At 42.5% G+C, this 21,940-nt stretch carries 15 protein-coding genes; 5 read left to right on the top strand and 10 right to left on the bottom strand.

The features are described from left to right. Positions 1–233 precede the first annotated feature (233 nt). The 3 genes from AB6735_RS01790 to AB6735_RS01780 all read left to right on the top strand — a co-directional run bounded on the left by AB6735_RS01790 (position 234) and on the right by AB6735_RS01780 (position 5,446). Positions 234–3,323 carry an amidohydrolase family protein gene (locus tag AB6735_RS01790; protein WP_370994101.1) on the top strand — a complete coding sequence of 1,030 codons (3,090 nt, stop codon included), beginning with the start codon at positions 234–236 and terminating at the stop codon, positions 3,321–3,323. Positions 3,324–3,423: 100 nt separating this feature from the next. Then, positions 3,424–4,740, top strand: coding sequence for an amidohydrolase family protein (locus AB6735_RS01785; RefSeq protein ID WP_370994100.1), 1,317 nt, complete (start codon positions 3,424–3,426; stop codon positions 4,738–4,740). 181 nt (positions 4,741–4,921) lie between these two features. Then, positions 4,922–5,446, top strand: coding sequence for a C40 family peptidase (locus tag AB6735_RS01780; protein WP_370994099.1), 525 nt, complete (start codon positions 4,922–4,924; stop codon positions 5,444–5,446). 94 nt (positions 5,447–5,540) lie between these two features. On the opposite strand, the gene AB6735_RS01775 is transcribed toward AB6735_RS01780, so the two are convergent. Continuing rightward, positions 5,541–8,219 (bottom strand): hypothetical protein, encoded by a 2,679-nt coding sequence (locus tag AB6735_RS01775; RefSeq protein ID WP_370994098.1) that lies wholly within the window; start codon positions 8,217–8,219, stop codon positions 5,541–5,543. Positions 8,220–8,477: 258 nt separating this feature from the next. Between AB6735_RS01775 and AB6735_RS01770 the strand changes: the two genes are divergently transcribed. Beyond that, complete coding sequence (locus tag AB6735_RS01770; protein WP_370994097.1) at positions 8,478–8,858, top strand: single-stranded DNA-binding protein; 381 nt, start codon at positions 8,478–8,480, stop codon at positions 8,856–8,858. Positions 8,859–8,864: 6 nt separating this feature from the next. On the opposite strand, the gene AB6735_RS01765 is transcribed toward AB6735_RS01770, so the two are convergent. The 9 genes from AB6735_RS01765 to AB6735_RS01725 all read right to left on the bottom strand — a co-directional run bounded on the left by AB6735_RS01765 (position 8,865) and on the right by AB6735_RS01725 (position 21,430). Then, positions 8,865–11,423, bottom strand: a complete 2,559-nt coding sequence (locus AB6735_RS01765) for a CheR family methyltransferase (RefSeq protein WP_370994096.1) — start codon at positions 11,421–11,423, stop codon at positions 8,865–8,867. Between the two features lie 204 nt (positions 11,424–11,627). After that, positions 11,628–11,786 carry a lmo0937 family membrane protein gene (locus AB6735_RS01760; RefSeq protein ID WP_370994095.1) on the bottom strand — a complete coding sequence of 53 codons (159 nt, stop codon included), beginning with the start codon at positions 11,784–11,786 and terminating at the stop codon, positions 11,628–11,630. 152 nt (positions 11,787–11,938) lie between these two features. Beyond that, positions 11,939–15,589 carry a hypothetical protein gene (locus AB6735_RS01755; RefSeq protein WP_370994094.1) on the bottom strand — a complete coding sequence of 1,217 codons (3,651 nt, stop codon included), beginning with the start codon at positions 15,587–15,589 and terminating at the stop codon, positions 11,939–11,941. A 21-nt stretch (positions 15,590–15,610) separates the two neighbouring features. Beyond that, positions 15,611–16,498 (bottom strand): ABC transporter ATP-binding protein, encoded by an 888-nt coding sequence (locus AB6735_RS01750; protein ID WP_370994093.1) that lies wholly within the window; start codon positions 16,496–16,498, stop codon positions 15,611–15,613. Then, positions 16,495–17,238, bottom strand: a complete 744-nt coding sequence (locus tag AB6735_RS01745; protein WP_370994092.1) for a hypothetical protein — start codon at positions 17,236–17,238, stop codon at positions 16,495–16,497. Before AB6735_RS01745 ends, AB6735_RS01750 begins: the two co-directional genes overlap by 4 nt. Continuing rightward, positions 17,225–17,629 carry a GntR family transcriptional regulator gene (locus AB6735_RS01740; protein ID WP_370994091.1) on the bottom strand — a complete coding sequence of 135 codons (405 nt, stop codon included), beginning with the start codon at positions 17,627–17,629 and terminating at the stop codon, positions 17,225–17,227. Before AB6735_RS01740 ends, AB6735_RS01745 begins: the two co-directional genes overlap by 14 nt. An 11-nt stretch (positions 17,630–17,640) precedes the next feature. Beyond that, entirely contained in the window at positions 17,641–18,411 is a 771-nt protein-coding gene (locus AB6735_RS01735; protein ID WP_370994090.1) for a hypothetical protein, read from the bottom strand. After that, positions 18,404–19,252 carry an ATP-binding cassette domain-containing protein gene (locus tag AB6735_RS01730; protein ID WP_370994089.1) on the bottom strand — a complete coding sequence of 283 codons (849 nt, stop codon included), beginning with the start codon at positions 19,250–19,252 and terminating at the stop codon, positions 18,404–18,406. Before AB6735_RS01730 ends, AB6735_RS01735 begins: the two co-directional genes overlap by 8 nt. Positions 19,253–19,438: 186 nt before the next feature. Beyond that, a complete protein-coding gene (locus AB6735_RS01725) occupies positions 19,439–21,430 on the bottom strand; it encodes an HRDC domain-containing protein (protein WP_370994088.1) in 1,992 nt (663 codons plus the stop codon). A 188-nt stretch (positions 21,431–21,618) separates the two neighbouring features. Here AB6735_RS01725 and AB6735_RS01720 point away from each other — a divergent pair, with 188 nt between their 5' ends. Continuing rightward, the gene (locus tag AB6735_RS01720) at positions 21,619–21,891 is read left to right on the top strand and encodes a hypothetical protein (protein ID WP_370994087.1); all 273 of its coding nucleotides are present in this window, start codon (positions 21,619–21,621) and stop codon (positions 21,889–21,891) included. The last annotated feature ends 49 nt before the right edge of the window (positions 21,892–21,940 follow it).

Here is a 21,940-nt window from a genome sequence, read left to right as displayed (position 1 = left end):
CTTTTCATTAAAATAATATGTTCCGAAAGCCATGCCGTTATTAATGGCATGGCTTTCTTTTTTTAAGCCGGTTAACCCGTGTGCTTATTGTACACCGTTAATATCAAACTATAACTTATTGAAATGATATTTAAAGTTTAATTCGGTCGGTTTGGTGTAACAAACCTATGATAATTGAAATATTTGTTTTTTTTCTGAGCTTAATTGATAAATTTAGAGGTAAGTCGATATATATGAAAAAAACAATACTTTTTTGCTTTCTCTTTTTTGCTCTTAAAATTTCCAATGCACAGGAAACGTTCCCAGTTAACGGCGCATGGGATATCCGCCCGGGGCAGTACGCTTTTACCAATGGTACTATAGTAACCAGTGCCGATCAAACCATAAGTGGGGGTACTCTATTGGTTAAGGACAGGATAATTGAAGCCGTAGGCAAAGATATCCCCATCCCTAAAGGATATACTGTAGTAAATCTGGAAGGAAAATACGTTTATCCCGGTCTTATCGATGCATACACCACCTATGGTATGCCCGAACAACCAAGACAGGCATTTGGAGCTGGCGGTTTTGGAGGGCGCACTATAGTTTCCGTATCAACCAAACCTGGAGCTTATGGCTGGAATGAATCTATAAAACCCGAAATGAATGCCAAAACGGTATTCCATGGAGATGCTGTAAAGAGCGAAGATCTAAAGAAAAATGGTTTTAGTACCGTACAATCGTTGATACATGACGGCATCGCCCGCGGAACTTCGGTAGTAGTAAGCTTAGGTGATGAGCGTGATAATTTAGTGATGTTAAATGATCAGGCAGCCGCACATTATTCATTTAGCAAAGGAACGGCTGCTACCAATTATCCATCATCATTAATGGGTAGTATAGCACTATTACGCCAAACTTATTATGATGCGCAATGGTATAAAACACAAAAAGCAGAGTATAATATCTCTCTTGATGAGTTTAACCATACGCAAAACCTGCCTCAAATTTTCGAGGTAAGTGATCCGCAAAGTATTTTACGGGCCGATAAAATAGCCAGGGAGTTTGGCCGGCATTATATTTACAAGACTGATGGACTGGAGTACCGTCGTATCGCTGCTATAAAGGCCACGGGCAGTGAGTTTATCATTCCCGTAAATTTCCCTGAGCCATATGATGTGGAGGATCCTATGGATGCCCGGAGCATTAAATATGAGCAATTAAAAAACTGGGAACTGGCCCCAACCAATCCTGGTGTTTTAGAAAAGGCAGGAGTGAAATTTGCCATAACCTCCTACGGGCTAACCAATGCCCATGATTTTTGGACAAACATGAGAATTGCCATTAGCAATGGCCTGAGTGAAAAACAAGCGCTGAACTCATTAACAACCATCCCGGCAGAAATACTTGGTGTAGCCGACAAAATAGGCACTTTGGCAAAAGGCAAGCTGGCCAGCTTTATTATTACCTCTGGCGACCTGTTCAAGCCTGATAATATCATTTATGAAAACTGGACCGAAGGCCGCCAATATGTAGTTAGTAAAATGAACATTGCCGACCTGCGTGGCAATTATTTACTAAACGGAACAGGCTTTGCCAATAGCACTTTAACCATCAGCGGCTCGCCTGGTGTGTATGAAGTGAGCGTTAAACGCTCTGGTGTGGATAGCACACGTGCCAAGGGCACTATTATCAGAACAGGCGACCGGGTAAGCATCTATTTTGATTATAAGAAAAGTCCAGAAGGTATCATCCGTTTATCGGGCTATATCGCTTCTGTATCACCGGTAACCTTGAAGGGAGACGCCATATTTCCGGATGGGTCATTGAGCAAGTGGACAGCAACATTCACGAGTGCTGCACCGACATCCAGATCTCCGCAGGATACCCCTAAGTCTAATTTAAATGTTGGGCCGGTCATCTATCCGTTTACAGCGTTTGGTAATACCGAAATACCCAAAGCCGAGACCGTGTTATTAAAAAACGGTACCGTTTGGACAAATGAAAAAGATGGTATATTGAAAAATACCGATGTTTTATTGGAGAACGGCAAGATAAAGGCGATAGGTACAAACCTTTCAGCGGCAGGGGCAAAAGTAATTGATGCTACAGGCAAGCATATATCTGCCGGTATTGTTGATGAACACTCGCATATCGCGGCAACCGGAGGCATTAACGAAGGTACACAGTCGGTTACTTCAGAAGTTCGCATTGCTGATGTTATTGATGCGGAAGATATCAACTTGTACAGACAACTGGCTGGTGGGGTAACCACATCGCATATATTGCATGGTTCGGCTAATGCCATTGGCGGTCAAACGCAATTGATCAAACATCGCTGGGGTATGCTGCCAGAGGAGATCAAGGTTGCAGGCAGCGATGGCTTTATCAAGTTTGCCCTGGGCGAAAACGTAAAAGGAAGCAATAATGGTGCGCCAGCAAATAACGCGGCATTGCGCTTTCCGCAGACACGTATGGGGGTTGAAGAGGTCTATATAGATGCCTTTACACGTGCCAAAGAATACAAGGCGGCCCGTGCAACAAAGGGGAGCACCACCCGCAGGGATCTTGAACTGGATGCCCTGGTAGAGATATTGGATAACAAACGCTTTATTACTTGTCACTCTTACGTACAATCGGAGATCAATATGCTGATGCATGTGGCCGATTCCATGGGCTTTAAGATTAATACCTTTACCCATATATTGGAAGGCTATAAAGTAGCCGATAAGATGAAGGCGCACAATATTGCCGGTTCTACATTTTCGGACTGGTGGGCATACAAAAGTGAAGTGGCCGAAGCTATTCCATACAACGGTAAGCTGATGCATGAGGTTGGTTTGGTGACCGGCTTTAACTCTGATGATGCCGAAATGGCCCGCCGCCTGAACCAGGAAGCCGGGAAAGCAATAACCTACGGACACATGAGTGAAGAGGATGCCTTAAAACTGGTGACCCTGAACCCTGCAAAAATGATGCATGTAGATAACCGGATAGGCAGTATTAAGCCAGGTAAAGACGCAGATATTGTCTTATGGTCGGCCAATCCATTGTCTGTTTATGCCGTTGCCGAAAAAACTTTTGTTGATGGGGTGCTTTACTGGGATATTGAAAAAGATGCCGAAAAACAAAAAGCTATAGCCACGGATGGAGCCCGCATCATACAAAAAATGCTGGAAGCTAAAAGCAAGGGTGCTGCTACGCAAAAGCCAACAGCTACCCGCCGCCGTTTGTACGAATGTGAAAGCGTAGAAGAAGACAATTTTGTAGTAGCTGACGATTATACAGAGATGGAACGGGCTAAACAGGCTGCACGCGAAGCAAGAGATCATAATGAGCAATAATTTATATGAATCAAGAATCAAGAGTCAGGAATCAAGAGAGAAATTAACCTTCTGCCTTAATTCTTGATTCTAATATCTTGGATCTTAGTTTAAAATCAACATGAAAAAAACTATATTAAGTTTAGGAGGATTATTGCTTGGCATTTCCTTCACTTACGGACAGGCAAATATTTCGCCAACCAAACCACAGATAAAGCCCGTAGTCATAACAGGTGCAACAATACATATTGGCAACGGACAAGTAATTAACAACGGCTACATCACTTTTGTAAAGGGTAAAATTACGGCTGCTGGGGAAGGCACCGCACCAAGCGTTGCCGATGCGGATATAATTGATGCCACCGGCAAACAGATATATCCTGGCTTTATAGCCCCAATGACCACATTAGGTTTGATCGAAATAGAAGAGGGTGCCCGTGGTACGGTTGATGATACAGAAACCGGCGAGCTTAACCCGCATGTACGCTCCTTAGTGGCTTATAATGCCGATTCAAAGGTTATTCCGACGGTACGTTCCAATGGTATTTTATTGGCTCAGCCTACTCCAAATGGTGGTGTCATCTCCGGTGAGTCCTCAGTGGTACAATTGGATGCCTGGAATTGGGAAGACGCAGCTTATAAAAAAGATATCGCCATTCATTTAAACTGGCCCGTAGCTACCGGCGGTCGCGAAAGGAGAGGGGCCATAGTGCCGGTACCCGGAGTTGTTCAGGAAACACCCGCCCAGCGTGCCCAGAAGAAGATTGATGAGATCACCAGCTTGTTTGAGCAAGCTAAGGCCTATGCAGAGATCACTAAGCCTGCAGTAACCAATATCCGCTTTGAAGCTATGCGGGGTTTATTTAACGGCACAAAAAAACTGTTTATCATTGCCGATAATGCCAAAGAAATAGGGCAGGCCGTTACATTTTCTAAACGCCTGGGCATCTCGGCAGTCATTGTTGGCGGTAAGGAATCATATCTGGTTACAGACCTGTTAAAAGATAATAACGTACCGGTGATCATCCGCGAAACACAAGCCTTGCCGGATAGGGACGAAGATGATGTTTACCTGCCTTATAAGCTACCTAAGCTGCTGCAGGATGGGGGTGTACTTTATGGCTTAACCGGTACAGGTTTTTGGCGCCAGCGCAATTTGCCTTTTGAAGCAGGGCAGGCGGTAGGATATGGCCTAACCAGGGAGCAGGCTTTGTCAATGATCACCCTGAACAATGCCAAAATATTAGGTATTGATAAAACCACAGGCACATTGGAAACCGGAAAAGATGCCAATCTTTTTATATCCAAAGGTGATGCCCTGGATATGATAGGCCTCGATGTGGAAACCGCTTTTATACAAGGCCGCAATATCAACCTGGATAACCTGCACAAGCAGCTTTATAAAAAGTTTAGCGACAAATATGGCTTAAAACTATAATCAGCTATTTCTTAAACAGTGGGTATAAATGAAAGAATAATAGTAAAGGATGTCACTTGGTGGGCTATTACCTTTCCAGCAGCTTCTCTAAAGCCATAAAATGATGTTAGGAAGTTGTGTAAAAAACTTGTTTATTATTTCAGTTGCTTATTAGTTTAATTTTATAAATTGCCGGCGCAATATGAGTAAATATCTAATCCTTCTTATTTTTATAGGGCTTACCACATCGCTGTTTTCAAAAACGCATGTACGCAAATTTAAATTAACTCATAAAATAAAACATGCAAGCGCCAGTTTATCAACAGATAGCGTTTCGGCGGATACGCTGCTGCATTTTGCACAATCCCTCTTAGGCACGCGGTATCGTTCCAGGTGTTCCGATCCATCAACGGGTTTTGATTGTTCAGGTTTTGTAAGCTATGTTTTCAAAAAATTCAACTTTAGTGTCCCCCGTTCATCCTGTGAATTTATTGGTGTAGGTACAAAAGTACGATTAGAGGACGCCCGGCCAGGCGATATCATCCTGTTTACAGGTACTAAAAAACATACCCGCCGGATTGGACATGTAGGCATCGTATATTGTAATTCAAGCGACGAATTTAAGTTTATCCACTCCACATCCGGTAAAGAACACGGCGTTACCATATCCAATATGGACGAAAGATATAAACGCCGCTTTGTACAGGTTATCCGCCTCTTAATTTAACATTTTTCTTATCCTTTTGATATAAAAAGAGCTTCTGTTATGGTACAGAAGCTCTTTTATGATGATAGAAATCATCAGATTTAACAAAAATAATTTAGTTTTTTTGCTGCGAAAGAAAAGTGATGAGGGAAGCAAATTCATCGTATGACAGCGCGTTGGCCAAACCGGTTGGCATCATAGATGTTTTCAATTCCTTACGGCTGATCACGTCGGCAGCTTTTACTGTAAAAACATTGCCTGTGATATCCCGCATCACTATTTTTTGTGCCGATTCCTCGGTGATGAAACCCATGTAGTTTTTGTTTCCCTTTGCCGATATAACTACTGTGGCAAAGCCCTGCGAAATTGACGCGTTAGGTTTAAGGACCGACTCGGCAATTTGCTGCCGTGTCATGATCGAGCCTATCTGTCCCATAAACGGCCCTTTCAGTTTCTCGCCCCTGGTGAGGCTATGGCAGGCTATGCAACCTTGACGGGCAAAAAGTGCTTTCCCTTTTAAAGGATCGCCTTTTATTTTCGCTATCATCAGCATCACATCCTCGATAGAAGATTTACCGATCTGCCCTTTTTTATTCGTGATCTTGGCTAGATCGATTTTAACTTCTTTCGTGGCAGGGCCTTTTTCTTCACCGCCAAACGCCGTTATACCCATTTGATGGCGGGCATTTAAATTGGCAAAAAACTGTTTCCCGGCGGGGCTTGATTTGGTCCATTCGGCTTTTAAAAATTGCTCTATCCGTGCTGAACCTGCCCAGGTAACGCCTTTGTAAATTGGCCCGTGCGAATCCGGTCTGGTACCCCACCACCAGGAAGCATCATAATCGGCTTCCTTTTTATAAAGGCGTGATAGCGTTACCAGTATTTGCTTTTTAGTTTTATCGTCTTTGACTTTTGTGTAGGATTTAATTAAACCATCGACAGCTTTGGTATCATACATATACCTTAAGGCCCATAAGGCCAGGGTTGAATTTGCGGTGCCGATGGCGTTAACGCAATCATCAACCGCGTTCATACTCACCAAAGCCCTTACCGCAAGGTGCGGCAGTATAATAGGCGAATTTGGTTTGGCATGAGGACCCTCTTCGTTTTTACCCGGCGCCACAAAAGAAGCCGGAACAGGTGTTGCTAATAAGGCCTGCGCCGCGGCTATTCTATCCAGGCGACCTAAGCCGATTATAGCGGCTGCTTCAACCCGTTCGGAAGGATCTTTCAGGCCAGCTAAAAATGGTTCGGTGGGAACCTTTTCAATGCCAGGCTTCCTATCTGCCAGTGCCCTTAAGGCGAATTCTCTTAAGTCTTTATCCTTTGTAAGTTGCACTAATGCAGGTATCCCATTTTCACGGCTTGCCTGGGCATAAGTATAAATACCGGCCACCCGGGCATATAATGGCAAGCTTGTATCATTGGCAATGTCAAGTGATAGCTTACCGGCGGCCTCATTGGCATGATGCGCAAGGAGTTCCTGGGAGGCATTTAACCGGGCAACAGCGCTTGCTGATTTAAGCAGGTTTGCCAGATCGCTTGCTGATGCGGTTTTAAGGTCGGGGAAAGCTTTATAGGTCCAGTTTTGAGGTGCCGCTCTTACCACGTAGCCTTTAGCCGCATCGCCCGAATAACCGGCGCCATCCCATGCCGAAAGATAGAGCCTTCCAGAACCATCAACATCCAGGTCTGTAATTTGCGGTAATTGAATAAATTCTTCTTCTTTTTGCTGAAAGCTGGCGCCATCGGGTTTTAAACGATTGATATACAATTCGCTCCGTCCCCAGTCGGCGGTCATGGGTACATGATTATATTTTTCGGGCCAGGTAGGTTCGTCCATAAATAAGGAACCTGTACCAGATCCGCCTCCTAAATCAACCAGGGCCGGCAATATTTCATCCGTAAAATGTTGAAACAGTACCGGATATCCATATTCGCCGGATTGGATATGGTGCGAAAAACGGATATTCCATCCACCGCCATCATTGGTATTGTCCCTGGTGAAAATATTCATATAAGGGTCAATAGCTACATCATAAATATTCCGGGTGCCATGGGTGTAAATCTCCATCTCGGTTCCATCGGGGCGTACCCGAACGATGCCGCCGCCCAGCATGGTTAGTTTTTTGCCGCTGCGGTCTGTAGCATCATGAAATCCAAAATCACCAACAGCAATATATATCCAACCGTCAATACCCATGCGTATGCCATTGGTAGCGTGATCTGTACCTCGTTCGGCAAGCATGTGCGCATTACTTATGTGTTCAATAAGTGGTTTGGGTGGCCCATCGGCAATACCGTCCTGGTCTTTGTCTGTAAAAACTTCCAGGTTCATTCCGGTTGCCTTTCCAGTTTCTTTGGAAAATACAGTGTGCATTACAAAAACCTGATCGCCCATCACCAGGATACCGCGGGGATCGTCAACTTCGGCAAACTCTGTATGCTTGTCTATCTTCCCGTCATTGTCATTGTCTACCAACCTGATAATTTTTCCTTTCCCGGGAGTTTTGCCCAGAGAGCCTATCATATCTACACCAACAAATACCTCGCCGGTTGGCGCTGTTGCAATACAGGCCGGACTTGGAGTAAGATCCGGGCCTGCAAAGCGGGTAACCTTTAATCCATCAGGCCAGTGTAAGGTATCTGGATGAGTAATACTTAAAACATGTTTTTGATTGAGCGAAGTACGTTTAATTTGAGGTTGATCTTCCTGGAAAAAAGCGCTTGTAAAGTACCGGAGCGTACCAAAAAAAATGACAACAAAAAGCAGGGTGAAGGACAGTTTTAACATAAGTATTTAGAAATTTAGGAGAATAATAAGTGTTATTAAAGTGATAAATTTATGTGTTTCATTTTAATGATAAAGCACATTTTTTTTACTTAATGGCTAAGTTAGCTGCTGATAATGATTTTTTTAACCAATATCTGATAATAATTCAATAAGTTTTATAAAATGCGCTGTGTTAAGGCGATTATTTAAAACTCAATGAAATAACTGGTGTTATCAAGATGATAAGTATAAGAGATTAATCTTTAAAACCCAAAAGCTATGTCAGGAGTTAATAAGGTTATCCTGGTCGGCCATATAGGAAAAGACCCGGAGTTTAGATATTTGCAGGATAATACCGCCGTTTTAAGCTTTCCGCTTGCCACGTCTGAGTTTGTTATCAAAAACGGTATCAAAACAGAACATACCGAATGGCACAATATCGTTATGTGGCGTTCGCTGGCCGAGGCAGCTCACAAAACGCTTCGTAAAGGAAAATTAATTTATATAGAAGGAAAATGCCGTACCCAGTCTTTTGAAGATAAGGAGGGCATTAAACGATACACGACCGAGATCATTCCGGAAACTTTTACGCTATTGGGGCGAAACAGTGATTTTGAAACGGATGAATTTCTGGAAAAGATTGTCCGCTCCGAGAAATAACTTTCTTTACCTGTTTTTAATGCGTTCCTCTATTGCCAGCAGGATCAGTTGTTCATCGCCTGGAATATGTATGGTCCGGGCGTTCAGATAAAGTTCACGCTTACCTGTTTTCTGAAAATCATGCGTCACCTTAAAATCTTCCATCACTGTCTTTTCAGGCAGGATGCGTTCCAGTAGTTCTTTCAATGGAGGGATGTTCCATTCGCCCTTACCAATCTCATATAATAATTGACCCTCCACTTCTTTTTCACTCAGCTTAAACTTTAAGTAAAAGCTGCGGCTGGCACGTTTGATACGCAGTTCCTGATCAATAATAAGTAGTGGGTCGCGGATGGTATCAACAATTGCTTCTGTATAAAGACGGGCACTATTAAGTTGCTCGTTGCGGTCTATCAATTCCTTATTGATGATAATGATCTCTTCGTTGGTGCTTTGCAATTCCTCCTTTGAAGTTTCCAGTTCCTCATTCAGGCTTTGCTGCTCTTCCCCCGCCGATAGGAGCTCCTCATTATAACTTTGAAGCTTTTCGTTGGTGGCTTCCTGTTCTTCGGTAATCATGCGCATATTGGCCCGCGTTTGGATCAATTCCCTTTCCAGGTGCTCAATACGAAGGGAGGAAGCGTCATACGAATCGTCGCCGCCACGCCTGGCTATTTCAAACATATTGGGCTGGATACCCGTTGATGATGCCGGCTGGAAAACAACCAGGAAGAAGATGTCGGCTGCTGATTCTAAAGGAATAGCCTGCAGATTTACAAAATGCTGCAGATCGTTATAGGTATAAGGAATTGCATATTTGTGTGCAGTTTCCCGCGATTTCTTAGCCTGCAATAATATGGTTTGTACTTCATGTGCTATTTCGTCCCTGGCAATCTTTAGCAGGTTAAAGCTGGGTTTGCCATTTGGCAAAGATAACCAGTGATCGGTAGCCCCCTTAAATTGGATGATATCGAATTTTTCGTTCACTAAAACGCAAGGCGGGATCAATTTTTGAAGCATGGCCTCTTCGGCTATTTTAAAAATATCTTTTTCTTCCTCCCTGCGCAAATCATCGTTTAGTTCCTTAAACATCGTTTCGCTGGTTATACCGGCGACATTCACATAGCGGCCTGTCGGCCCTTTGCGGCGATACAACTTATCGGCAGCTTTGTGGGGATTGAATATATCGGTATGTCTTCCGATAGTTTCTGATTTGCCCAGCCACAGAAAACCATCCTTATTTAGCGCATAATGAAAAATAGCTAAAGCCTTGGTTTGCAGCACGGGCTCCAGATAGATCATCACATTGCGGCAACTCAGCAGATCGATCTTGGAGAATGGCGGATCCTTCAGTAAATTATGATGGGCAAATACACACATATCCCTGATCGATTTATTGACCTGATAACTGCCATCCAGTTTGGTGAAAAACTGCTGAATACGTGATACACTTAATCCTGTCATTTCTGCCTGCCGGTACATACCGGTGCGGGCTTTGGTAATGGCCGTTTCTGAAATATCGGTCGCGAAGATCTGGATCTTCAGCGCGGTGACTTTATCGCCTAATTGCTCTTGTAAACAAATAGCCATGGAATAAGCTTCTTCGCCCGTAGCGCAGCCGGCGATCCAAATGCGCAGCGGTTCCTGTTTATCGAGCTTTGAGCGCAGAAGTTCAGGGAATACCTCCGAACATACCACATTGAAAGTTTCCGGATCACGAAAAAAGTTGGTAACCGAGATCAGCATATCATTGTATAGGGCATCGAGTTCGTTTTTATTTTCCCGTAGAATTTCGAGATAAGCAGAAGGACTTTCTGTTTTATTAAGCGCCATGCGACGGATAATGCGGCGTTTGAGGGTGCTGGATTTATAGTTTTGAAAATCGACACCCCGGCGAGTCCTTAAAACGGCAAGTATTTGCTTGAAGATCTGCTGTTCAGATTTGGCGAGTTCGTTATGATCAACGGTGGCATCTGATTGAAAAAGTTTATTGATCCCGACTAATTGTTCGGCAATTTTTGCAGGCGGCAGTACAAAATCAATAACTCCTGCCTTAACAGCGCTGCTGGGCATGCTATCAAAAGCTGCCGAGCCTGTGTCCTGGGCAAAAGTTAAGCCTCCGTAGGATTTAATGACCTGCAGCCCCACTGTACCATCGCTCAATGCACCGGATAGTACAATGCCAACCGCGTAACTTTGGTGTACTACGCCCAATGAGGAAAAGAACTGGTCTATAATGTCATTTTTTTTGAGATTCTTGATCCGTGGTTCCAGATGCAGGATACCATCTGATGTAGTGACCACTTTATTTTCCGGTACGATGTATAACCGGTCCGGTTCGATCCGCATGAGGTCTGTCACCTGTTGCACAGGAATAGGTGACAGCCGCTCCAATATTTCCGGCAGAACGCTGACGTGATTGGGGTTCAAATGTTGTATAAAAATATAAGCCATTCCTGTTTTAGCAGGCAAGGCCTGTAAAAATTGCTTGAGCGCGTCCAGTCCACCTGCGGATGCACCGATACCAACAACCGGAAACAATAATGTTGAAGTAGTAATTTGTTTTTTGTTTTTTGAGGCTGTCATTATATTTCGGCTTAAGGCAATATTAAATCTTTTAAAGCAAAAAAAAGCCGTGAATTATATTTTTAGCAGAGGTATGCGATTGGATGGGCACAATAAACCAACAAGAAAATGATATTAATAAATTAAATACATTTTCTTGTTGGTATAGGTCAGGTATAGGATTCTGAAACGCGGATTAAAAAACGCATTAAAAGTTAAGGTTCATCACACAGTAGGACTGGATCTTCTGATAATGCCCAGCAAAAGCGCAATTATTGCGATAACAAGCAAAGCATGAATTAAACCGGTTGCTGAATAAGCAAATACGCCGATCGCCCATCCTATAATCAGGATGACTGCGATCAAATACAATAATGATCTCATAGTTTTTCAGATTTGATGTATTTAAACTTTACAAAAAATCATGCCAGTTTTTAGCATTGCTGTGGAATTGGTCCAATTAAGTGTTATGCCAATAGAAATTCTGCCTGTAATTAAGGATGCTCTATAGGGCGATCCAACGAAGCCCAATTATATTAGTTAGTCTGATCAATAGTTTTCATATTATCATTTGGATTTCTATCTACGAGCGTGCCGAACGGATCAACTCCGGCAGCGTTTGGTTTACCTTTAACTGTAATTGTAAATTGGTGTTCGCCCCAGGTTAGTTTATATTTTTTGAGATAAAGGAGATTAGCCTGATTTCTTCCATTTTTATCAATCGTGTCCGTGGCGAAGATCCCGATATCGATATAGTCATTCATCTTTAATGCGGGCACGTCGTTACGCTTGCTATCTATCCATACCTTATTGATATTTATCTTTATAGTTACTTTATACTCGTTCTTGCCTGCTATTTTTGTAGCTGTTACAGCGTTAACCTTGCTGTCATAAAGCGTTACCTTTTGCCAGGTATCAGTCATGTAATACTGTAAAGAATCAGGTACATGTTTTTGCAGATAACGATAAAGATCATTTGTGCCCGCAAAAGGCGGCTGACTTTTAAATGCGTAGGCATTTTTAAATTCGCGGAGCGCGTTGTTTAAACTATCTTCGCCAATGAGGTTGCGTAAACCGTACATGGCTACACTTGCCTTGCCGCTCCACTCAAACCATTGATTGGCCCTGATCAGCGGATGTTCCCCTTCTTCCAGCCGGCGTCTTACAAACAGGTAATACCATAATTGATCAAGCAATACAGCTCGGATGTTGGCTTTTCCGTATTTTTTTTCGGTCATGATCAACGCATCGTAATTGGCAAGTCCTTCGGGTATTACCAATGAACCTACTGTATTGTTCGGGGCCACCTGAAAGCGCCACCATTGCTGGGCAAGATTACGTGCAGTAGCAAAATACAGGTAATCAAACTCATTTGGTTGGGTGAAATGAGCATGCCAGCCATTGTACTCCGCATAAGTATCAAGCGTGGTTGTTGAAGATTCACGCGGGCCGTAAATGGAGGTTTCCGCAAGTCTGATGTTTTTGAATGGATAGGCGCCATATACAGAGCTGTAATATTTAAGACTCTCCTTATAAGCATCTATAAAACGGGCCGTGTTTTCATTATGAGCAGGATGATGATAAACATCAATATATATTTTATGATCAAGCATGATGCTATCACGGCTATCGGTAAACCGGGCCGAAATAATACCGAAAGGCACATACATACCCGGCTTGTCCTGGATGTAATGGAAATAGTTACGACCGTTCTGTTTCCATTGTTTGATCAACTCGCCGTGGGTTACAACAGTTTGATCGCCAGAGGTGCTTACCGTAACGTCAAGGCTTAGCAAGTCCGCAGATTTTCCCGCTTTCAAAGTTCTTATGCCAATTGGGTCATTTTGAGGTATTTCAGTCTCCGCTGTTTTGGGTGGTAAGCCTGCCTTTTTACGTACATATGGGCTACCAACTTCATCATCGTCGTCATAGCCCAAACCAGGCAGGCCGCCTGTAAAAAAGGTGCCGTTATGCAACAGATTAGTTGAATAAAGTCCATTGGTGAAACCGATATGTGAAACCGATGAGTTAACCTCCAAAATAACCGAATCCCCGGGTGCAAGCGGTTGTCTCAATTGGTATAATCTAAAATCGGCCGTATCATGCTTCGGCCTAAACCAGTTGAAAAATCCCCGCGAATAAAATAACGGATTAGTGAATGGAACTGGTTTTCCATTAATAGCTATGGAATAATTGAGGTCATCGGCATCAAGCAGCATTTTTGAAATGGGCTTATCTGTTTTGTTTATTATAGTGACCTGAGCTTTTACAAACTCCTGCTGCTTATCCGGAAAAATGTCAACAGCCATCTTTATGCGGGTTACTTTGGGTAATGGCAGCGACTGATATTTTTTTAAGGCCTTTTCATAAATAATAGCACGGTCTTCCAGCTCATTTTTGCTTAAATAATTATTGAGGTAACTTACATTATAATAAATATATGCGCCCACAACTAAAAACAAAGGGATGAGTACCGCTGCAAATAGCTTCGTTTTTTTATCGAAGCGTTCTGGTACCAGCCGCAACCGTTCTTTAAATGACGAGCTTACACCCCGGTAATAGAATAATGCGGCTACAATGATGAGAATTCCACCGCCTAAAAGCCAGTAAAGATTAAACCAGCTTATTGGCGCCATCATGTGCCCCATGCCATCCATATCCGAGATGCCTGTGTTTGGAGTGTAGGAGTACAGCAATAAATGATAATTGAACATGCCGGTAAGCTCCAAAAAGAAAAAGCCTATCCATAAGGTGACACCCACCGCATAAGCGGCAAATTTATTGTTGATGATTACATGTACCAGGTAACAAAACACAACAATCAGCAGTAGCTTTGGTAATAGTATAATGAAAATATAACTCAAATATGTACCTAAATGAAGCGCTGTATATCCTTTGGTAAGCTGTACAATTACGCCGATAACTAAAGGGATAAACGACAGGCCGGCACCAATAACGAGTAAAGGGATTAGCTTGGAACCGTTTAATACCCGGTTTGGGGGTGGTAACGAATCATTAATAAAGGCATAGCGGGTAAGCCGGTCGCGCTGAAGCGTTTCACCGGTATAAAACATGATAATAAAGAAGATGAAGAATGGAAAGGCATCATTGAAGATACTTAAAAGCATTACGGTTCGCGGCAGATCGGATATGCCGTAATTTCTTTCGCCCAACCAAAATACAAAACCTAAAAAGATACTGCCGCTGCCTACAATGATCCAGAAGTAATTATCGCGGATGATGTTTAACAGTTCCAGCTTTACAAGGTTTGATAAAACCCGCCGTTCATATTTACCCGCGAAACTTACAGATGGTATTTTAATGGGCTTATTGGCTGCCTTTGTATTTATATCATCAATGGCTGCTTTATCGCGCTTGCCGCTAAAGAATTTTTCAAAATTAAAGCGGATGTAGGTAAACAGCAGAATGACAAGTCCCAATCCTGGCCAAATAATTCTGTTAATGGCCATTGGGCCGTTGATCAGGATCAGGTTATTGTTTTGTTCGGTGGCTGTGGCATTGTTCATTTGATACCGGATGCCGTTCATTCCGAAGGGATCAGATATGCCGATAACCGTTGTGTTGTTTGTATGATTAAGGAAGAACAGGGCGATAAAATAAAAAAGAAACAAGAGGATACCACCAAAATAGATCACCTTCACATTACGGGTTATGGCTACCAGGCCAAAGAATAACGATGAGGTAAAGAACAGGTTTGGTAACGCGATGCTGAAAAATGGATATAAGTAATATAACAGGTGGTTTGGCCCATATTGAGCGCGGTCGGTTTTACCAATAAGCGGGCCTATAATGGTACCGAGATATATACCGAGTAAAATAGCCAGCGCTATAATGAGCATAAAAACAAACGAACCCAGGTATCTGCCCCAGAAATAGCCAGGCTTGGTGATGGGGTAGGTGAGATAATAATCTTTGGTTTGATATTCAATATCGCGGTAAATTGCAGAACCCATAACCGACGAACTTATAAGCATCATCATCATGGTGATACCTGCACACCAAAATGCTATTAAAAAAGGCGAATTGATGTGCTCTTTTTCGGCTACCGGCAAAGCCCCTGTAGCAAATGCGAACACGGTAAAAAGCAATACTGCAAAAAAATACAGGTAAAAGGCTGGCCTGCGGACCCTATTCTGGATCTCGAACAGAAATATTTTCAAGAACATAAGTTATTGTTTTTTAATTGTTTACATGGTATTTACATCTACCCGTTTGGCAATGTTGCTGAAGTATACATCTTCGAGATTAGGGGTGGCCGGAACAAAGCCATCCTGTAGCCCGGTTTCCTGTAATATCCTGATATGGAGCTTACCCGTTTTAAGCTGGGTGGATATCACATTATAAACATCGCGGTAATATTTAATCTCCGAACGATCGATAGCTTTAGAATAGATCTTTCCATTCAATTCATTTACTGCAGTTTCAGGATCACCGGCATAAAGTACCTCGCCTTGACAAATAATGGCAAAGTTGGCGCAAAGAGTGCTTACATCCTCAACAATATGGGTTGACAGGATAACGATGGTATTTTCGCCCAGTTGACTCAATAAGTTGTAAAAACGATTCCGTTCGGCCGGGTCAAGTCCAGCTGTCGGCTCATCGACAATAATAAGCTTAGGATCGCCAATGAGTGCCTGCGCTATGCCAAAGCGCTGCTTCATCCCTCCGGAATACGTGCCGAGGTGCTTTTTGCGATCCTTGAAGAGGTTCACTTTTTCAAGCAGGCCCTGTACCAGATCTTTTCGTTCGGCATTATTGCCCACACCCTTTAGCTGTGCAATATGATCAAGCATCCGTTCGGCCGATATTTTGGGATAAACACCAAACTCCTGCGGTAAATATCCCAGTAACTGGCGCACCTGCGTTTTATTTTTCAATACATTAAGGTCGTCAAGAAATACACTTCCTGAATCGGCCTCCTGTAATGTGGCTATAGTACGCATCAACGATGATTTGCCTGCTCCGTTAGGTCCAAGCAAACCAAACATGCCATTTGATAGTGTGAGCGATACGTTTTTTAACGCATGCACACCATTGGCATAGGTTTTTGAAAGAGAATCGATAATTAATTTCATGGCTGTTTAAGTTTTAAAATATTTTGCGATGAACCGTTTATAATAAGTTTGGCGCTATCGGCTATATGATAATTGAACTGTGTATTGCCGACCTCTCTGATCCATAAACGACTGCTGTTCCTGATATCAAGCTGAGCCTTGCCAATATGATTACCCTTGCCGATGGTAAGATTTGATGCGCTGCCATTAGTTATACCCGTTACAGCATCTAATATTGCTATACTATCATTTTGGAGCAGGATATTGCTGGCATGATCCTGCGTTATTTTTAAGTGATTGCTTGTAAAGCCGCTTATAATAGTTGAACGCCATTTAAAATCCTCAGCAGCAAGTGTATCTGTTACCTGATTTTCGCCTGCTGTATAACGGGCATCGGCAATAAAGGCATGGAGTTCAGGACATGAAACATACATGACGTAGGAAGAGCGCACATTATGAAAATTGGATTTAAAACTGGCTTCTACATTTAATGTATCTCCGTGCTGGTTTATTTTAGCATATTCAATGGCGTCCGGATCGGTAAGCACCTTAAAAGGTCCTTTCACAACTTTCATATTTATAGCGGTAGATGATTTGAGGTTGATCACCTTAAATCCACTTAAATTTAACTTGATAAAGTTGCCAAATGGGTTTCTGAAGTCTCCTTTTTTATATTCAGCCCTGAGCTGAAAATCGTATAAGACCACCGATAACAGGAGCAGGACTACGGCGGCTGTTAAAAATTTATTACTTGTTTTCATCCTGGTTATGTTGAGGTGTTATGCTGGGCTGGCTCATTTGAAATTGTCTATACTGTTCGCTGATCTCCGTTATTGAAATATCAAGCAGGTACATGTTCTTAAATAGCTCAGGCAGGTTTTGGCGCACAAAATTTTGTTTACGGTATGCTTTAACTTTGGCAAAGCCATCGGCAGCAACAAACAAACCAAGTCCGCGTTTATTGTAAACTATTTCCAGTCCCTGCAAAAATTCGTATGATCGCATAACCGTATTGGGATTTACTTCCAGTTCAACAGCCATTTCGCGCACCGATGGTATTTTCTGATCGGCGGGCCACTTGCCCATCAAAATCTGATCGCACACAAAAGCAGCTATCTGGAGGTATATTGCTTCGTTATCCTTAAATTCCATTTCGTGTTCCTTTAAACCTGTTTTTCCTTAAGCCTGAAATAAGTAGCTATCCAGAATAGCAATATCACTATCGATAAGGATGCAAAAATCCAAAGCGTTTGTTCGTAACCCACACTAAGAGAATAAAAGTTATGGCCCTCCATAAAATTCAGGAAACCGAATGGTGTTGCCGGAAATATATTACGCCCCATAATTGATTGCAAAAAGAACGTATTACAAATGATAAGCAAGGCATAGCATATGAAAAAGCAAAAGGCAATTTTAATAAAATGCAGTTTTTCAAAAACGATTGCGCCATACATGCTAATAGCGTGCAGCAACGAAAAAAGAATAATTAATATCGAAAATCTGTCCTGAAAAATGCTGAAGACTTCACTGTTATGGCCGGGCCAGTGTTTTATACTGATGAGGCCAAGCAAAACAAGATAAAATACCGCCGTATATATGATCATGAACAGCGGGTAAGAGTAAAACCAGCCTACCAGGTATTTTTCAAATGTAGACGCAGGCAGGCTTAAAGCCGGTATGGCTTTTCTTTTATCGCCCATATCTGCAAAAACGGTGCTGGTGAAAAGACTGCCGGCAATGAGCATAAGAATAGCAAACAACGCGGTTTGGAAGCCGGCATCCATTGGCCCTGGTATCATATAAAATATAAATGAACCACCAAGCAACATTACACCCGCCAAAACACCAATCGACATTAAATAAGTTCGATAATGCTCGGCGCTGTGCTTAATAAGCAGCCGTGAAAAACGTTTGAAGCTGAAAAAATTATTCATGATAGGTAGTCGGCTTTAGAATATTTAACAATTTAGTATTACCGCTGGTTGCTGCGTTAAAAAGCAGCTCGAGATCCATTTTGCTGAACTTACCGCTGGTGTTTTGTAATATGGCATGTTTACCTTTAAGCGTATCTTCTTCATACAGTACAGGCAGCCCATCGGTATCGTTAAATACGCCAAAAATTAGTTTTTCGGTAAGCTCATCAACAGACTGTTCAACTACTATCCGGTGATCGTCCAATATCAATACGGTATCAATAAGGCTGTCCAGATCGCGTACCTGGTGGGTTGATATTACAATACACCTGTCATCATTTAGCACAGATGCTATTAGTTTCCTGAATTGTACTTTTGATGGGATATCTAAACCATTGGTTGGCTCATCCATGATAAGTGTACCTGTATTAGTAGCCAATCCGAAAGCTATAATTGTTTTCTTTTGTTGCCCGTATGACATTTTACTCATTGGCAAAGCATCGTCAATATCTAAAGTTTTCAGATAGCCATAAAAATCAATGGTGCTGAATTTAGGATAAAAACCGGCGGTGCGTTTGAGGAATTGAGCAGGTGTTAATACAGGTACATGGACCTCTTCGGCTATAAAATAAAGCTCTTGCAAAATGGATACAGATCTTTTGGAACTTTCTATCCCGTTGATCATGCATTTGCCCGATGCCGGGAATGTTAAGCCGGCAATGTTTTTTAACAAGGTTGATTTGCCTGCCCCGTTTTTTCCGAGCAGCCCATAAATATGACCGGCATTAAGGTTAAGGCTCAGGTCCTTAAACAAAGGGCGTTTGCGATCATAGCTAAAATTCAAATTGCTTATTTGAATCATTGTTTTAGTGTATTAGTTTGGTAGTACAGTCAAATGTAGAAAAAAGAATTTGTAAATCAAGTCTTATGATAAAATTATTTGTTATTACGTTTTTATATGTTTTGCCTTCCCGTTAGTTTACCATTTTTGGGATGGCGTAGTAAATAGTGCCAGGGCAAATATTCTTTCGGGTAGATAATGCCTGGCTTAAAACAAACTAACCTGCTCTGTTCCGGGGTTTTGTAATTCATGCTGATAGGTACGGATCAATCCGATCAGTTCAGGTCCATATTGCGTTGCCTTATGCACACCGATCCCTTTGATGGTGCCCAGGGTTTTGAGTGTATCCGGTAGTTTTTCCGCTATTGTCATCAGGGTCTTTTCAGAAAGTACCATATTGGGCATGATATTTTCTTTAATCGCCGTTTTTTCCCGCCAATCAAGTATTTGTTGATATAGTTTTTCATTGGGCGGGGCGTTCAGTACCTTCAGATAGGATCTGTCATATGTTTTAATCTTGTCTTTGGTCAGTTCCAGGTAGGTAGTAGCCGTAAAAGGAGCTTGCGCAAAATATTCCAATAAACGGATGCGGTTCATCAGCCAAACAACGAGTTGGTCGGCTTTTTTGGCTAATTCTTTCGATTGTTTGATCAGGCCGGGTAATTGTTGATGCAGACTTTCGATAGCGGCTGTAAGTTTTTCAAGAAAATAAATAGCGGCCTGTTGGCTGCGTTCGGTTTTGAGTTGTTTAGTGAACTTACCCGCAATGCTAATAATGTCTTTTTCCAGGTCAGGAAGTAGCATTTCGAAACCTCTGAGCCTGGTTTGCAGTGCATGGAAATTAAATAATTCACCGAGCAAGTATTTTTCATATAGCAGTTGGTCGCGTTGAAGTGTATGTTCATCAGGTGTAATCAAAGCCGCCTGCTCGTTAAAGCGAATGACCGCCGGATCACCAATAATATTATGGGCGCTAATAGGATTGCGTAAGACCATACCCGATAAAGTGCGGCAACGGCTTAGTGCAACATAGGCCTGTCCGGAGGCAAAGGCTTCACTAACATCAATAATAGCTTTGTCGAAAGTTAAGCCCTGGCTTTTATGGATAGTGATGGCCCAGGCCAGTTTTAAGGGGATCTGCGCAAAACTACCAGCATCACTTTCACTGATAGCCTCACCATTCAATTGGTATTTCACATTCGTCCATTCTGCAGTTTCTACCGCAAGCTCTTTATCTTCCCGGCTGCATTGAACAAATACGGTATTGCCCTCGATGCGGCTAACTGTACCAATCTTGCCATTATAATACAGCTTTTCTGCTGATCCATCATTTTTGACAAACATCACCTGAGCTCCTATCTTGAGTTTGAGCCGGGTTTCGGTAGGGTAAGCATCTTTAGGGAAATCACCACGTATGGTGGCTGCAAATTCAAATTCCTGTCCCTGCAAAGCTTCCAGGAATTCCGTATTTACCTGTTGGGCAATGCTGTTATGTGTGGTCAACGTAATATAAGGATCGTCGGCGCCCGACCGAAAATCAGGCATGTAGCGTGCATTCAGTAAGGTCAGGCTTTCCTTACTGATCTGCTGGTTTCGCACTTCATTCAGGATATCCACAAAAGCTTGTTCCTTTTGCCGGTATATATGGTTTAGTTCGATCCGAACATAAGATGCCTTTTGCATTGCCAGAGCACTGAAAAAATAGGGCGTTGCATAATAACGACTTAATAATATCCATTCTTCATCCCGGATGATGGGACTCAGTTGTGAAAGATCTCCGATCAATAATAGCTGTACACCGCCAAAAGGATGGGGAGATTCCTTAACATTCCGCAAGATCAGATCAATCTGATCCAGTATATCCGGGCGTACCATACTAATTTCGTCAATGATCAGCAGCTCCAGATTGCCCAGCAGTTCCTTCTTTTCCTGGTTATAATGGATGTCGGGTCGCTCATTCCCACCGGGTATAAGCGGTCCGAATGGCAATTGAAATAAAGAATGGATGGTCATGCCTCCCGCGTTGATCGCCGCTACACCGGTTGGCGCCGCCACGGCCAGTTTCTTTTTCGAAGTATGCTTTAAGTTTTGCAGAAAAGTGGTTTTGCCAGTACCCGCCTTACCTGTAAGAAAAATAACCGTGTTGGTCAATTCCAGGTAATCGGCGGCCAATTGCATCGCGGGATTAAGCTCAGTCATTCGTTTACAATAATAACATTATCAATAGAATTCATCTTAATATAAAAAGCTCTTTCCATAAAGAAAGGCTCTTGCGTAACAGTAAATGATATCTGCTTTAATTTCTGACATATTAAATCATGGGGGTAAAGTTAATACTAAAAATATTAGTATTTTATTTATCTTTGGAAAAATTACAACCGTTAAAAATGACCACGCATAGCTATCTGACCAGGGAGGCTAAAGCTTTTGTAAAGCGCATTAATGGCCCCGATGAAATTATACGGGTAGTGCCAGGTAATCCGCCTGGTAAAGTAGCCCAATGTTATCAGCTGTATACCGCTTTTGATGAAAAGCCGGATAACCTGGGCTGTATCTTATTTGATGAGCAGGGGTATTGGATTTATGATGGCGACCTGTTATCTATTGGGGAGCAGGAGCAGCTTGCGAATTTTATCATCAATTATATAGAAAGACTATAAAAAAACGATCAGCTATCATTGCGTGAAAGTGCTTCCGAAGTCCGATCTG

It is taken from the genome of Mucilaginibacter sp. RCC_168, assembly GCF_041355315.1.
Classification (GTDB): domain Bacteria; phylum Bacteroidota; class Bacteroidia; order Sphingobacteriales; family Sphingobacteriaceae; genus Mucilaginibacter.
The sequence above is the reverse complement of the archived record's forward strand: the minus strand, read 5'-3'. Positions and strand labels throughout refer to the sequence as shown.